The sequence below is a fragment of the Anaerolineae bacterium genome (assembly GCA_014360855.1).
Classification (GTDB): domain Bacteria; phylum Chloroflexota; class Anaerolineae; order JACIWP01; family JACIWP01; genus JACIWP01.
Genome location: JACIWP010000066.1, coordinates 1 through 12,368 on the forward strand (window position 1 = coordinate 1; position 12,368 = coordinate 12,368).

Genomic DNA, 12,368 nt, shown 5'->3' on the forward strand with positions numbered 1-12,368 from the left:
ATCCCGATGAAGGCGCCGGCGCGCTCCCAGGTGCGCCGGCGGTGACAGTGGCCGCACAACGGCATCGGGATAATGGTCCCGAACCGCTCCGTCTTACCCTCGCTCTCCAGCCGCAGTGGATAGGTGACCGCGCCGGCATCCAGCTCGCCATCACAGCTCGAACAGCGCGCCGGCACCACATACTCCTTTTGCAGAGGAAGGTGAAAGGAAAACCGCATCCTGCTCACCGGAGACGCCGGCCGTAGATCGGTCATCCGACCCATTCTCCTATCTCTTATGTAAGGAACACAGGATTGCTCCAGGCAGTGCGCCCCAAGCGATCCACGACCTCCACCCGCACATAGGTCTGTTCCGGCCAGAGCGGCAGACACACGTGCGTGATGCCCTGGGCATTGGCCGCCTTTGCCGCGGAGCAGTGCCAGCGATCTCCAACAGCGTACACCGCCACCGCCGGCGAACAGCCCACACAGACCTGATCCTCCTCCACCCACACATCCTCAATAACCGGGCCGGTGGAAGAGTAAAAGTCGCCGCGCGCCAGGGCCTGGAGAATCGCCGGCTCCGTCAGCTCCTGTGCGCGCACCATCACCCATCCCAGGCCGGCGTCCATTCTCCACGGTAACCAGTGCGCATCATCCACCGCCAGCCCCCACACATGCCGGCCGGCGGTCAGAAGCTCATCCCACGTCTGCAGGCTGAAGCCCTTATGGTACCCGACATCCGCCGTGCCGTTGTATATCTCGATGCCCATCATGGCCGGCACATCCAGGAGCTCCGCGCTAGTCTGGCCGGACCAGTACGGATGGGCGGCGAACACCTGGGCGCCCAGCGCGCGCAGTACGGCCGCGTCGGCCGCCAGATCGCCGGCCGCCGGCATTCGCTCCCCCGCCGGCAGGGCACCGCCGATCCCCACCACGTGATACGTGCTTCCGCGCAGGTCGTTGTGATGAATTTCAACGCCGGGGATGACGAGAAAATCCTGGCTGGAGAGACCCGCCGCATCGGCAACGATGAGGTGGTCGGTGAAGGCGACGAAAGCATAGCCCTGCTGGCGATAAAAGTGCACCGCCTCGGCCGGCGTGCACTTCCCGTCGGAGAAGGTGGAGTGCGTATGAAGGTTCCCGCGAAACCAGTGACCGTGAGCGGAGAAAGCGGAGGGACGAAGTGTCATTTGTACAGTTCTACGCCGTTCGGGAGAAGCGTATCGGGAACGGGCTGGCCGGCCTTCCAGCGCTGATAGCGGGCGCAGGCGCTCCAATCCCCCTCACAATACTGCTTGATGAAAATGGTCTTGCTGGCTTCGAACCGCAGGATGCGGAACATCGGGCAGACGCTCAACCGCTCGCAGGACGGCTTCTCAGGCTCCATATGTCGCTCCACCGGGTGAGATGAAACTGCTTCCAGGCGCTATTGTAAAGGATGCGAGGGCCGGCGTCAAATCCCGTATCGCGGCACCGCAGTCGGAGAGAGTAGGAAAAAACACCCATCCATCGCCGCACCTAATCCTGGAATTTGACAAACTTCTCAAAATAGATAAAATCGCCAAAGTCTTTTCGCTTTATATATAGTTATTATCGAATTGCCCATTTTCCCTACGCAAAGCGTTCGAAACGATCCGATAGATATCCTGCCAGAATGAGGTTGCCGCATGCACGCTTCACCGCCCTCGGATGAAGCGCGTTTTCTCCCACGGTTGATCGCCTGGGAGATCACGCGCACCTGCAATTTGCGCTGTGCGCACTGCCGTGCGGATGCAGAGTGGCAGTGCTACCCGGACGAGTTGACCACGAGCGAATGCATGGCCCTGCTGGAACAAATGGCCGAGCTGGGCCGGCCCATCATCATCCTCACCGGCGGAGAACCGCTGGCACGGCCGGACATCTTCGATATCACCCGTCGCGCCGTTGCCCTGGGTTTCCCCGTGGTGATGGGTACCAACGGCACCCTGATCACACCCGAAACAGCCCGTGAGCTGAAAGCCGCCGGCATTCGCCGCATCAGCGTCAGCCTGGACTTCCCCACCGCTGAACTGCACGACTCCTTCCGCGATGAGTCAGGCGCGTTCGAGGGGGCGCTGGCCGGCATCCGCCACGCCCAGGAAGCCGGCATCGAGGTGCAGATCAACACCACAGTGACCAAGCTCAATGTCCATTACCTGGAAGACATGCTCCGCCTGGCCGTGCAAATCGGAGCGGTAGCCTTCCACCCCTTCCTCCTGGTCCCCACCGGCCGCGGCAAGGCCCTTGAGGAGCTAGAACTTTCCCCCGAGGAATATGAGCAGACACTGGAATGGATTTACCAGCGACAGCAGGCCCTTCAGGACCATATGTTCTTTAAGCCCACCGATGCGCCGCACTACATGCGCGTTCTGCGCCAGCATGGTCATCGGGAGATACGTCACCCGCACCAGCGCTCCGATCCCGCCGGCTCCCTCAACAGCCTGAGCCGCGGTTGTCTCGCCGGCATCGGCTTCATGTTTATCTCCCATGTCGGGAATGTCCAAGGCTGTGGCTATCTGACCGTCACGGCCGGCAATGTCCGCCAGCAGTCCCTGACGGACATCTGGCACCATTCCGAGCTGTTCCGCAACCTGCGCCAGTTCGACGCCCTGAAGGGCAAATGCGGTGCCTGCGAATACCGGCGTATCTGCGGCGGGTGTCGGGCGCGCGCCTATGAGGCCACTGGTGACTATATGGAAGCAGAACCCTACTGCGTGTATCAGCCGCGCGGCTGGGGCACATCGGGCCCCACGGCGGGCTGTAATACTCCATATCTCTGATCAACCATACCACACGTAGGAGGCACAGCGACATGCATCCACACCCTCTACTCCGCAGTATCCTGTTCGTCGTTTTGCTGACATCCCTGGTCCTGGCCGGCTGTTCCGCACCCGCGCCGGCCGTCCAGCCCCAACCCACACAGGCCGTCGCCCCCACAGCGACCGCCCTGCCGCCCACGCCGGCACCCACACCCACCACCGCCCCGATGGTCCTTACCATGGCACTGTCCAGGGAACCCAAAACTCTCGACCCACAGCTTGCCAGCTCTTCCGCCGAGACCAGCTTGCTGGCGCTCTTCTTTGACACGCTGGTCTACCGCACGCTGGACAATCAGTACAAACCCCTGCTGGCAAAGGATTGGGCCTTCTCCGACGACGGACTTTCCGCCACCTTCCATTTGCGGGAGGGGGTGGTCTTCCACGACGGCACTCCGCTGAATGCAGATGCGGTCGTCTTCACCTTCCAGCGCTTCACCAAAGTGGGAAGCAAGCGCTCTCCCCTGGCCGGCGAGCTTCAAAACATCGCCAGTATCGAAAAAGTGGACGACCTGACCGTGACCTTCCACTTTACATCACCCTCCGCCACCTTTTTGAACGCCATCAGCCAGCCCTACGCTGGCATCCTTTCCCCCACCGCGGTGGAAAAGGCCGGTGAGGCATTCGGCCAGCATCCTATCGGTACCGGCCCCTTCACGCTGGCGGAGTGGAACGCCGGCCAATCCCTGGTGTTGACGCCGTTCGACAAATTCGCCTGGCCGCCGGCGGACGTTGCCAACCCAGGTCGGCCGTACCTGGACAAGCTGGTGCTGAAAATCATCCCCGACAGCACGGCCCAGGTCAACGCGTTGAAAGCCGGCGAGGTGGATATCGCCTACGTGACATCCGCAGACGCCATCAGCGAATTGGAAAACGACCCGAACATCACCCTCCTGGACATCCCCAGCAATGGTCTCTATTATTTGGCCTTCAACCTGCAGAAACCCCCGCTGGACCAGCTCAAGGTGCGCCGGGCGCTTTCCCATGCGATCAATAAGGCTGAGATCGTCTCCATTGCCTTTCATGACCTGGCCAAGCCCGTCTTTACCCTGCTCCCACCCAATGTCCCGGGGGCATCCCCGGAACTGGAAGCCTACGAGCTGAAATACGATCCAGCGAAGGCCCGTCAGCTCTTGGCGGAGGCCGGCCTCACCGTTGACGCCGACGGGCAGGTGCTCTGGCAAGGCCAGCCTCTGCGCTTGAAGCTCATCACCTATTCCAGCCCGCTGAACAGCGCCATCGCCACCCTGTTGGAGTCGCAGTTGCGCGCCATCGGCGTCGGACTGGATGTCCAGCAGATGGAGGTCGCCGGCGCCACCGAGGCGGCGAACAAAGGCCAGCATGACCTGCTCCTCTGGCGCTATGATTGGACGGACCCGGATGCGCTGGCCATGTGGTTCTCCTCGGACCGCATCGGCGCCGGCAACCGCGCCTTCTACCGCAACCCAGAGGTAGATGCCCTGCTGAAACAGGGGAAAATGGAGCTTGACCAGTCCAAGCGCATCCCGCTGTATATCGAGGCCCAGAAGCGCATCCTCCAGGATGCGGTCTGGCAGCCGCTGGCCACACCGCTTTCCAAGGTGGCGGTGCGCGCTTCGATCCAAAACCTGCACGTGGTCTCGCTCGGCCGGCTCCTGTTCAACGACGTGACCATCGCCGGCGCATCGGCACGGTAATCATGGGATGCCCCGATGCTGAGCCTGCTCCTGCGGCGCTTCCTCTGGGGCTTTCTGGGCATGCTGGCGGTATCGCTGTTGGTGCTGGGCTTGTTCCGCCTGGCGCCCGGCGATGCCGCCACCATCATGGCCGGCGAGCACGGTTCCGCCGATGACCTCGCCGGCCTGCGCGCCCAGCTCGGCCTCAGCGCCTCCGTCCTGCAAAGCTGGAGTGGATACTGGACGAACATCCTGCTCCATGGCGATCTCGGCCGTTCGCTGTACAGCAGGAGGCCGGTCGCCGGCGAGATACTGGCGCGCGCCCCGTACACCGTCGTCCTTGCCCTCGCCGCCATGATCATCGCCCTCGGCCTCGGCATCCTCGCCGGCCTGCTGGCCGCTCTCCATCAGGGTTCCTGGCTGGATATATCATTGAGCGGTATTTCGGTCATCGGCATGGCAGTTCCCCGCTTCTGGCTTGCCCTGATGCTCTCCCTGGTCTTTTCCGTGCACCTGGGATGGCTGCCGGTCGCCGGCGCCGAAAGCCCCCGCCATCTGATCCTGCCGGCCCTTTGCCTGGGCCTGCCCTCGGCCGCCTCCTTTGCTCGCCTGGTGCGCGCCAATGCGCTGGATGTCCTGCACAGCAGTTTTCTCATGGTCGCCAGGGCCAAAGGATTGCCGCCGGCGCTGTGGGTCACACGCCACCTCCTGCGCAACTGTCTCATCCCCACCCTGACCTTGGCCGGCATCCACTTCGGCCATCTTCTGGGCGGGACCTTTATCATCGAGACATTGTTCGGATGGCCGGGGCTGGGACGTCTGACGGTCCAGGCGGTGCTGGACCGAGACTGGCCCATCGTCGCCGGCGCCGCGATAGCCATGACAGTGGTCTTCACCCTTATCAACCTGGCCACAGATATCCTCTACGGCCTGCTGGATCCGAGACTGCAGGCTGTGCAAAATGGGGGGCGGCCGGCATGAACCACGTCATTGAGTGGACATCTCGACGTCAAACGGATCTCTGGGATGTGCCGCTCCCCCTCACAGGGCGGGTAAGAGCACGCCGCTGGCCGCCGTCGTTCCTTATTGGAGGGTTGATATGCGGCCTGATGGCAATACTCGCCTTGACCGCTCCCCTGCTCGCGCCATATGACCCGAACGCCGTCCGTTCAGCAGAGCGGCTTCTTCCCCCGTCGCCGGCGCACCTGCTCGGCACAGACCGCTACGGACGAGATATGCTCTCGCGCCTCCTGTTCGCGGCGCGCCTGGACCTGTGGAGCGCCAGCCTGGCAGTGTTATGCTGTGCCGGCATCGGCGTCCCGCTGGGCATGGCCGCCGGCTACGCCGGCCGCTGGATCGATCAGGTGTTATCCCGCCTGATGGACATCTGGCTGTCCGTACCGGGCATGCTGGTGGCCATCGTGACCGTCGCCGTCGTCGGCCCGTCGCTGACCAACGCCATGCTGGCAGTGGGAATTATGACTGTCCCGATCCTGTTCCGCACCACCCGCGCCGGCGTGCTGGCCTGTTTGTCGCAGGAATACGTCGAGTCCGCGCGGGCCGCCGGCGGTTCCCACTGGCACATCCTGCGCCGGCACATCCTCCCCAACAGCCTCTCGACCATCCTGGTGACCACCACCCTTCAGTATGGAGTGATCCTCCTGGCAGGAAGCGGGCTGAGCTTCCTCGGCTTTGGCGCGCAACCACCCCAACCCGAATGGGGTGCCATGCTGGCAGAAGGGAAGTCCTACTTACATACGGCCTGGTGGCTCACCCTTTTCCCGGGCCTCATGCTGGCGCTTGCGGTCCTCGGGATCAATCTGCTGGGCGATGGCCTGCGTGACCTCTCGGACCCCGTCATCCGACGGCGCTGAACACAGCCCATAGGGGAGACGGGCCGTGACTTTTGCCGATGCACTGCCCCGATGTTATAATACTTTCCATCACGGCGCCGGCATCCCATCCGCCGGCAGCCTGCTGTAGAGGAATGCATGAATACCATTCACCCGGAGCCACCAGAACCGTACCAGCGTTGGATCACACCTAAAGAGGCCAGCCGCATCCTCGGGGTCCATCCGACCACCCTGCGGCTGTGGACCCGGCAGGGCAAACTGCCGGCGTACCGCACACCCGGCGGCCACCGTCGGTTCGACCTGCGCGATATCCAGCGCCTGCTGGAAGAAGGCCAGCGCCAAACCCAGGAAACCGTCATCCACTATGCCGAGGAAAAGGCCCTGGCAGTGGCACGCAGCCAGATCACCGGCCAGCTCATCTCGCGCGAGCACTGGTATCCGCATATCCAGGACGATGCCCGCTCCTATCATCGCGAGTTAGGCCGGCGCATGCTCGGCCTGCTGGTCCAATATGTCGCCCGCGAGAATTCCCACGAGCGCATCATCACAGAGGGCCGGCGGGTCGCCGCAGACATGGCCGCCCATAACATGCGTATGGGTCTCTCGCTGACGGATGCGGTGCGCGCCTTTATGTACTTCCGCGACTCGCTCATTGATGCGCTGGTGCCGGCGCTCAGCTCCCCCGGCGAAATGGACGGGGATGACCTGGTCATCTACCGCAAAGCGCGCGCGTTCCTGAACGACATGCTCTGCACCCTGCTGGAATCCTTCGCCCAGGCCGGACTGCAGTCCAGCTCACGGGATGCCTTCCCCCCTTCACCTACGGCCCAGGGACAGGAAGAATGACGACCAACCCGACTCTCGAGATCCTTCTCAACCGCAAATCAGTACGCGCCTACGAAGACCGCCCTATCCCCGAGGATGTAAAACAGCAGATCATCCACGCCGCTATGCGGGCGCCCACCGCCGGCAACATGATGCTCTATTCCATCATCGAGGTGACAGACCCGTTCATCAAGGAGAAGCTGGCAGAGTCCTGCGACCATCAGCCTTTCATCGCCCGAGCGCCGCTGGTACTCCTCTTCCTGGCGGATTGGCAGAGGTGGTACGACTATTTCGAACTGTCAGGGGCAGAGGAGCTGTGTCGCCGGCGGGGCGAACCAATGCATACCCCGCAGGAAGCTGACCTCCTGCTGGCCTGCTGTGACGCGCTCATTGCGGCACAAACGGCAGTGATCGCCGCGGAATCGCTGGGCATCGGTTCTTGCTACATCGGAGACATTATGGAGCGGTACGAGTTTCACCGTGACCTGTTCCATCTCCCGCGTTATGTCTTCCCCATCTGCCTGCTCTGCTTCGGCTATCCCACCCAACAGCAAAGAGAGCGCCGGCCAACCGAGCGCTTCGCGCAGGAATTCATCCACTTCGAGAATCAGTACAAGCGGCTTGGCCCGGATGAGTTCGCACACATGTTTGCCCACATGGAGAAGCACATGCGGCGTGACCCATCCCTGCCGGCACCCTATGAGAACGTCGGCCAGATGATGTACCTCCGCAAATTCGCCGCCGATTTCTCCATCGAAATGCGCCGTTCGGTGCGCGCCGCGCTGTCCCGCTGGCTGGAAGGATAGCCAGTGGCTCTGGAGCGCCGCGCCGGCCTGTTTGGCCGCTTCCCTGAACCGTGATACAATAGCCCCTGTTCCACCTCAGCCGACGCAGGAGGATGTGTCATGTCAACCCCTACCCAGTTTCGGGACGGCGAGATCGCCGGCGTCATCGTACGGCCGCTGAAACAGCACCGCGATCACCGCGGCTGGCTGGCGGAAATCTTCCGCCAAGATGAACTGCCCGCCGAATACCTTCCCGTCATGAGCTACGTCTCTATGACCCTGCCCGGCGTGACCCGTGGTCCCCACGAACATGTCACCCAGACCGATCTGTTCGCTTTCGTCGGCCCCGGTACCTTCCGCGTCGTCCTATGGGACGCGCGGCCGGATTCGCCCACATTCGGCGTGCGCCAGGTGGTTATCGCCGGCCGCGACCAGCCAGCGGTAGTCATCGTTCCCCCGGGTGTCGTGCACGCCTACCGCAACATCAGCCAGGAAGAGGGACTGGTCTTCAACGCGCCGAACCGCCTGTATGCCGGCTGGGGCCGCAAGGAGCCGGTCGACGAGATCCGCCACGAGGATCGCCCCGACCAGCTCTACCGTATGGACGAATAACTGCCCACTATCCTAGAACCCCATCGCTCGAGAGTTGCAAGATGTGGAACATCGCTGTCATCGCCAATACCATCGCTGTCATCATCGGCTCCCTCATCGGACTGCTGACTGGCAAGAGCATTTCGGGGCGCTTTCGCAGTGTCTTCTTCCAGGCCATCGGCCTGCTGACCATTGGCCTCGGCGTGAAGATGTTCTTCGATGCCTCCCACGCCCTGCTGGTGCTGATCAGCCTGGCCGCCGGCGGCCTCATCGGCGAAGCGCTCAAAATCGAGGATTGGCTTGGCCGGCTCGCCGACCGCTTCAGCCCGAACGAAGGCGCCAATTTCGCCCGGGGCTTCGTGGTCGCGCTGGTGCTCTTCGTCCCCGGGCCGATGACCGTGTTGGGCTCCCTGCAGGCCGGCCTGGCCGGCAACAATGAACTGCTCCTCATCAAATCGCTGATGGATGGGATTTCTTCGGTACTTCTGGCCACGGCCTACGGCCGCGGGGTGCTCCTGTCGGCCGCCGGCGTCTACCTGATCCAGGGCCTGCTGGTCACCTTTGCCTCCGCCCTATCATTCCTCCAGTCGCCCCAGTATCTCGGCGATTTCTCCGGCGTGGGCGGCCTGATGCTGTTGGGGATTGGCATCCGCATGCTGGAACTGCGCGACATCAAAGTGGGGAACTACCTGCCGGCCTTGCTCATTTCCCCTATCCTCTCGGCCATCTTCGGTTAGTCGAGAATTGGGAGGCGTAATGCCCTATCTGCAGCGTCCAGATGTAAAGCTGTATTACGAGGATGTCGGCGCCGGCCGGCCCCTTCTGCTCATCCACGGCGATTGGTCCTGCTCCCAGGAGATACTGGCGATCCACGCCGGCTGGGCGGAGCGACGCCGGCTGATCGCACCGGACCGCCGCGGCTACGGACGCTCCACCCATCTGACAGAACAGCCCGATGACCTCTACGGCGTACACGCAGAGGATATGGCGGCTCTGCTGGAGCATCTGGGCATCGCCCAGGCGGACGTCTTCGGCTTCAGCGGCGGGGGCATCGTCGCTCTGCGGCTGGCACTGGCGCGGCCGGCCATGGCACGTAGTCTGGTGTTGGAATGCACCCACTACTCCGCGGACATGCCCCCACAGGCGCGCGACTGGTTCCGCCGGCTGAAACAGGAACCAGAAAGCCTGCCGCCGGCGACGATACAGTCCCTCATCACCTGCCACGGCGAGGAATACTGGCGTGAATTACTGCGCGTGTTCGCTGAGTCCTCCGAGCGCATCTTCTTTCGCGGCGGCGACCTATACGACGGCCGGCTGTCCGAGATATCCTGCCCTACCCTCATCCTGCACGGCAGTCGCGATCCATTTATCACGGACGCGCACGCTCAAGCGCTGGCAGGGCAGATACCCCATGCGAAACTGCACATCTTTCCCCAAGGCCGGCATGGCCTCTTTGACCGTTCGGGACCGGAGATCGCGGCAGAATGCCGCCGGCTGGCCGAGACATTCTGGGACTCTCTGGATGCAGGAGGTCCCCAATCATTATGATGGGACACCCGCGAACGCCGGACCAGCGTTGCCCCTGCCGCTCATCACGAAGCAATAAGAAAAGCCCCCGCAGTGTCCTTCCCTGCGGGGGCTAGCAATCAGCCCAGAAGCTCCAGCCGCCGGCGGAGCTTCTCCAAATTCTCCTGGAACTGCGCCCGCTTCTCCCGTTCTCGTTCCACCACTTCCGCCGGCGCCTTGTTCAGGAAGCCGGGGTTGCTCAGCAGTTTCTCCACGCGGGCCATCTCCGTCTCGACCTGGGCGATCTCCTTCAACACACGCTGGCGCTCGGCCCCGATATCCACCATGCCGGCCAGCGGCACGTACACCTCCACCCCGCCGATTACCAAACCCACCGCCTGGGTCGGCTTGGCCGGCAATTTCTCCGCCAGGGTCAGCTTTTCGGGGTCCAGCCGGGCCTGCTCAACGATGATGTCGCGATGCTCATTCAGCACCGGGAAGCGCGTGTCCGCCTCGATGATGGCGGCAATGCGCCGGCCAGGCTCCACATTGTACTCCGCCCGCACGTTGCGGATGCCGCGGATAATGTCAATCAGCAGAGACATCTCCTCCTCGGCGGCATCATCCACCTGGCCGGCCTCCGGCCACGGCACAATCATGATAGAAGGATAGTGTTTGCCGGCGATGGTGATCCCGCCGTCGGTGAGATGCTGCCAGATGGCCTCGGTGACGAAGGGCATATACGGATGTAGGAGCCGCAGGGTGCGCTCCAGCACATATACCAGCACCTGCTGGGCCTGCCGCTTCGCCTCCGGGGTCCCCCGATACAGGTCCGCTTTGGCGATCTCGATGAACCAATCGCAGTACTCCGACCAGAGGAAGTCGTATATCTGCCGGCCGGCCTCCCCGAACTGGTAATCCTCGATCAGGCGGGTGACCTCGCGGATCAACCGATGCAGGCGGCTGATGATCCAGCGCTGGGGCAGATCAAAGCGCGCCCAGTCCGAGGGATCAAACTCCTCCAGCAGTTTCGCGCCAGATACATCCTCCAGGTTCATCACCACGAAGCGGGCGGCGTTCCAAATCTTGTTGGCGAAATTGCGGTTGGCCTCCACCCGCTCCAGGTCCAGCTTCATATCATTGCCGGGGGTCGAGCCGGTCAGCAGGGTGAAGCGCAGTGCGTCGGTGCCGTACTGATCCATGACCTCGATGGGGTCAATGGCATTGCCGGCGGATTTGCTCATCTTCCGGCCGTATTTGTCGCGGATCAGGCCGTGGAGATAGACGGTATGGAAGGGGATTTTGCCCGTCATCTCCAGCCCCAACATAATCATGCGAGCCACCCAGAAGAACAGGATATCGTACCCCGTCTCCAGCACCGAGGTGGGATAAAATCTGCGGAAATCATCGGTGTCCTCCGGCCACCCTAGGATGGAGAAGGGCCACAGGCCGGAGGAGAACCAGGTATCCAACACGTCCGGGTCCTGATGGATGCGGGTGCTCCCACAGTGAGCGCAGGCGGATGGGTTCTCGGTGGCCGCCGTCTCTTTGCCGCAGTCATCGCAGTACCAGACCGGGATCTGATGCCCCCACCAGAGCTGGCGAGAGATGCACCAGTCGCGGATGTTCTCCATCCAATTAAAATATACCTTGGTGAAGCGCTCCGGGATAATGCGGATGAGGCCATCCCGCACCACCTCGATGGCCGGCTCCGCCAGCGGCTTGATCTTCACGAACCACTGTGTGGACAGCCGCGGCTCGATGACCGTGTCACAGCGCTGGCAGTGGCCGACGGCGTGACGGTGCGGTTCGATCTTCACCAACAGGCCGGCGCGCTCCAGCTCCTGCACCAGGTTCTTGCGGCACTCGTAGCGGTCCTGGCCGGCAAAGGGGCCGGCCAGCTCGTTCATCCGGCCGCGCTCATCCATGACGTTGATCTGCTCCAACCCATGCCGCAGGCCGATCTCGTAGTCGGTCGGGTCATGCGCCGGCGTCACTTTCACCGCACCGGTGCCAAAGGACGGGTCCACCACCGCGTCGGCGATGATGGGGATGCGCCGGCCGATCACCGGCAGGATGGCATGGCGCCCCACTAGATGGCGATAGCGCTCGTCCTCCGGATGCACCGCCACGGCCGTATCGCCCAGGATAGTCTCCGGACGCGTGGTGGCGACGGTGATATATTCCGCCGGCGCTCCCTCTGCCGCCGGCTCCAGCGGGTAGCGCACGTACCACAGGTTCGTATCTTCCTCCTGGTGGATGACCTCCAGGTCGGAGATAGCGGTCTCACAGCGCGGGCACCAGTTCACCAGATAGGTGCCGCGGTAGATAAGCCCCT

The 12,368-nt window shown here is 62.9% G+C and carries 13 protein-coding genes; 9 read left to right on the top strand and 4 right to left on the bottom strand.

Annotation, left to right across the window (positions count from 1 at the left end; all coding sequences use genetic code 11):
* From H5T60_05250 to H5T60_05260, 3 genes are all read right to left on the bottom strand, one after another.
* On the bottom strand, positions 1 to 218 hold a 218-nt coding region (locus tag H5T60_05250), incomplete at its 3' end, for a hypothetical protein (GenBank protein MBC7241833.1).
* 56 nt (positions 219 to 274) lie between these two features.
* Entirely contained in the window at positions 275 to 1,171 is an 897-nt protein-coding gene (locus tag H5T60_05255) for a CehA/McbA family metallohydrolase (protein MBC7241834.1), read from the bottom strand.
* Positions 1,168 to 1,368 carry a hypothetical protein gene (locus H5T60_05260; GenBank protein ID MBC7241835.1) on the bottom strand — a complete coding sequence of 67 codons (201 nt, stop codon included), beginning with the start codon at positions 1,366 to 1,368 and terminating at the stop codon, positions 1,168 to 1,170. Before H5T60_05260 ends, H5T60_05255 begins: the two co-directional genes overlap by 4 nt.
* Before the next feature lie 280 nt (positions 1,369 to 1,648).
* Here H5T60_05260 and H5T60_05265 point away from each other — a divergent pair, with 280 nt between their 5' ends.
* The 9 genes from H5T60_05265 (at position 1,649) to H5T60_05305 (ending at position 10,072) form a co-directional block, all read left to right on the top strand.
* Complete coding sequence (locus tag H5T60_05265) at positions 1,649 to 2,779, top strand: radical SAM protein (protein ID MBC7241836.1); 1,131 nt, start codon at positions 1,649 to 1,651, stop codon at positions 2,777 to 2,779.
* A gap of 32 nt (positions 2,780 to 2,811) precedes the next feature.
* A complete protein-coding gene (locus tag H5T60_05270; protein MBC7241837.1) occupies positions 2,812 to 4,491 on the top strand; it encodes an ABC transporter substrate-binding protein in 1,680 nt (559 codons plus the stop codon).
* Positions 4,492 to 4,506: 15 nt separating this feature from the next.
* Positions 4,507 to 5,451, top strand: a complete 945-nt coding sequence (locus tag H5T60_05275) for an ABC transporter permease (GenBank protein MBC7241838.1) — start codon at positions 4,507 to 4,509, stop codon at positions 5,449 to 5,451.
* 128 nt (positions 5,452 to 5,579) lie between these two features.
* The gene (locus H5T60_05280) at positions 5,580 to 6,344 is read left to right on the top strand and encodes an ABC transporter permease (protein ID MBC7241839.1); all 765 of its coding nucleotides are present in this window, start codon (positions 5,580 to 5,582) and stop codon (positions 6,342 to 6,344) included.
* A gap of 117 nt (positions 6,345 to 6,461) precedes the next feature.
* The gene (locus H5T60_05285; GenBank protein MBC7241840.1) at positions 6,462 to 7,169 is read left to right on the top strand and encodes a helix-turn-helix domain-containing protein; all 708 of its coding nucleotides are present in this window, start codon (positions 6,462 to 6,464) and stop codon (positions 7,167 to 7,169) included.
* Entirely contained in the window at positions 7,166 to 7,954 is a 789-nt protein-coding gene (locus H5T60_05290) for a nitroreductase family protein (GenBank protein MBC7241841.1), read from the top strand. The genes H5T60_05285 and H5T60_05290 overlap by 4 nt, the downstream gene beginning before the upstream one ends.
* A gap of 99 nt (positions 7,955 to 8,053) precedes the next feature.
* Positions 8,054 to 8,545, top strand: coding sequence for a dTDP-4-dehydrorhamnose 3,5-epimerase family protein (locus tag H5T60_05295; protein MBC7241842.1), 492 nt, complete (start codon positions 8,054 to 8,056; stop codon positions 8,543 to 8,545).
* A gap of 41 nt (positions 8,546 to 8,586) precedes the next feature.
* Complete coding sequence (locus H5T60_05300; GenBank protein MBC7241843.1) at positions 8,587 to 9,261, top strand: DUF554 domain-containing protein; 675 nt, start codon at positions 8,587 to 8,589, stop codon at positions 9,259 to 9,261.
* 19 nt (positions 9,262 to 9,280) lie between these two features.
* Complete coding sequence (locus H5T60_05305; protein ID MBC7241844.1) at positions 9,281 to 10,072, top strand: alpha/beta hydrolase; 792 nt, start codon at positions 9,281 to 9,283, stop codon at positions 10,070 to 10,072.
* Between the two features lie 98 nt (positions 10,073 to 10,170).
* Here H5T60_05305 and H5T60_05310 read toward each other — a convergent pair.
* Positions 10,171 to 12,368, bottom strand: a 2,198-nt coding sequence (locus tag H5T60_05310) for a valine--tRNA ligase (GenBank protein ID MBC7241845.1), incomplete at its 5' end; no start/stop codon positions are given.

What these genes read in the sequence shown, in the direction of transcription:
- H5T60_05255 (MBC7241834.1), bottom strand. Translation starts at nt 1,171, where the DNA reads ATGACACTTCGTCCCTCCGCTTTCTCCGCTCACGGTCACTGGTTTCGC.
- H5T60_05260 (MBC7241835.1), bottom strand. Translation starts at nt 1,368, where the DNA reads ATGGAGCCTGAGAAGCCGTCCTGCGAGCGGTTGAGCGTCTGCCCGATG.
- H5T60_05265 (MBC7241836.1), top strand. Translation starts at nt 1,649, where the DNA reads ATGCACGCTTCACCGCCCTCGGATGAAGCGCGTTTTCTCCCACGGTTG.
- H5T60_05270 (MBC7241837.1), top strand. Translation starts at nt 2,812, where the DNA reads ATGCATCCACACCCTCTACTCCGCAGTATCCTGTTCGTCGTTTTGCTG.
- H5T60_05275 (MBC7241838.1), top strand. Translation starts at nt 4,507, where the DNA reads ATGCTGAGCCTGCTCCTGCGGCGCTTCCTCTGGGGCTTTCTGGGCATG.
- H5T60_05280 (MBC7241839.1), top strand. Translation starts at nt 5,580, where the DNA reads ATGGCAATACTCGCCTTGACCGCTCCCCTGCTCGCGCCATATGACCCG.
- H5T60_05285 (MBC7241840.1), top strand. Translation starts at nt 6,462, where the DNA reads ATGAATACCATTCACCCGGAGCCACCAGAACCGTACCAGCGTTGGATC.
- H5T60_05290 (MBC7241841.1), top strand. Translation starts at nt 7,166, where the DNA reads ATGACGACCAACCCGACTCTCGAGATCCTTCTCAACCGCAAATCAGTA.
- H5T60_05295 (MBC7241842.1), top strand. Translation starts at nt 8,054, where the DNA reads ATGTCAACCCCTACCCAGTTTCGGGACGGCGAGATCGCCGGCGTCATC.
- H5T60_05300 (MBC7241843.1), top strand. Translation starts at nt 8,587, where the DNA reads ATGTGGAACATCGCTGTCATCGCCAATACCATCGCTGTCATCATCGGC.
- H5T60_05305 (MBC7241844.1), top strand. Translation starts at nt 9,281, where the DNA reads ATGCCCTATCTGCAGCGTCCAGATGTAAAGCTGTATTACGAGGATGTC.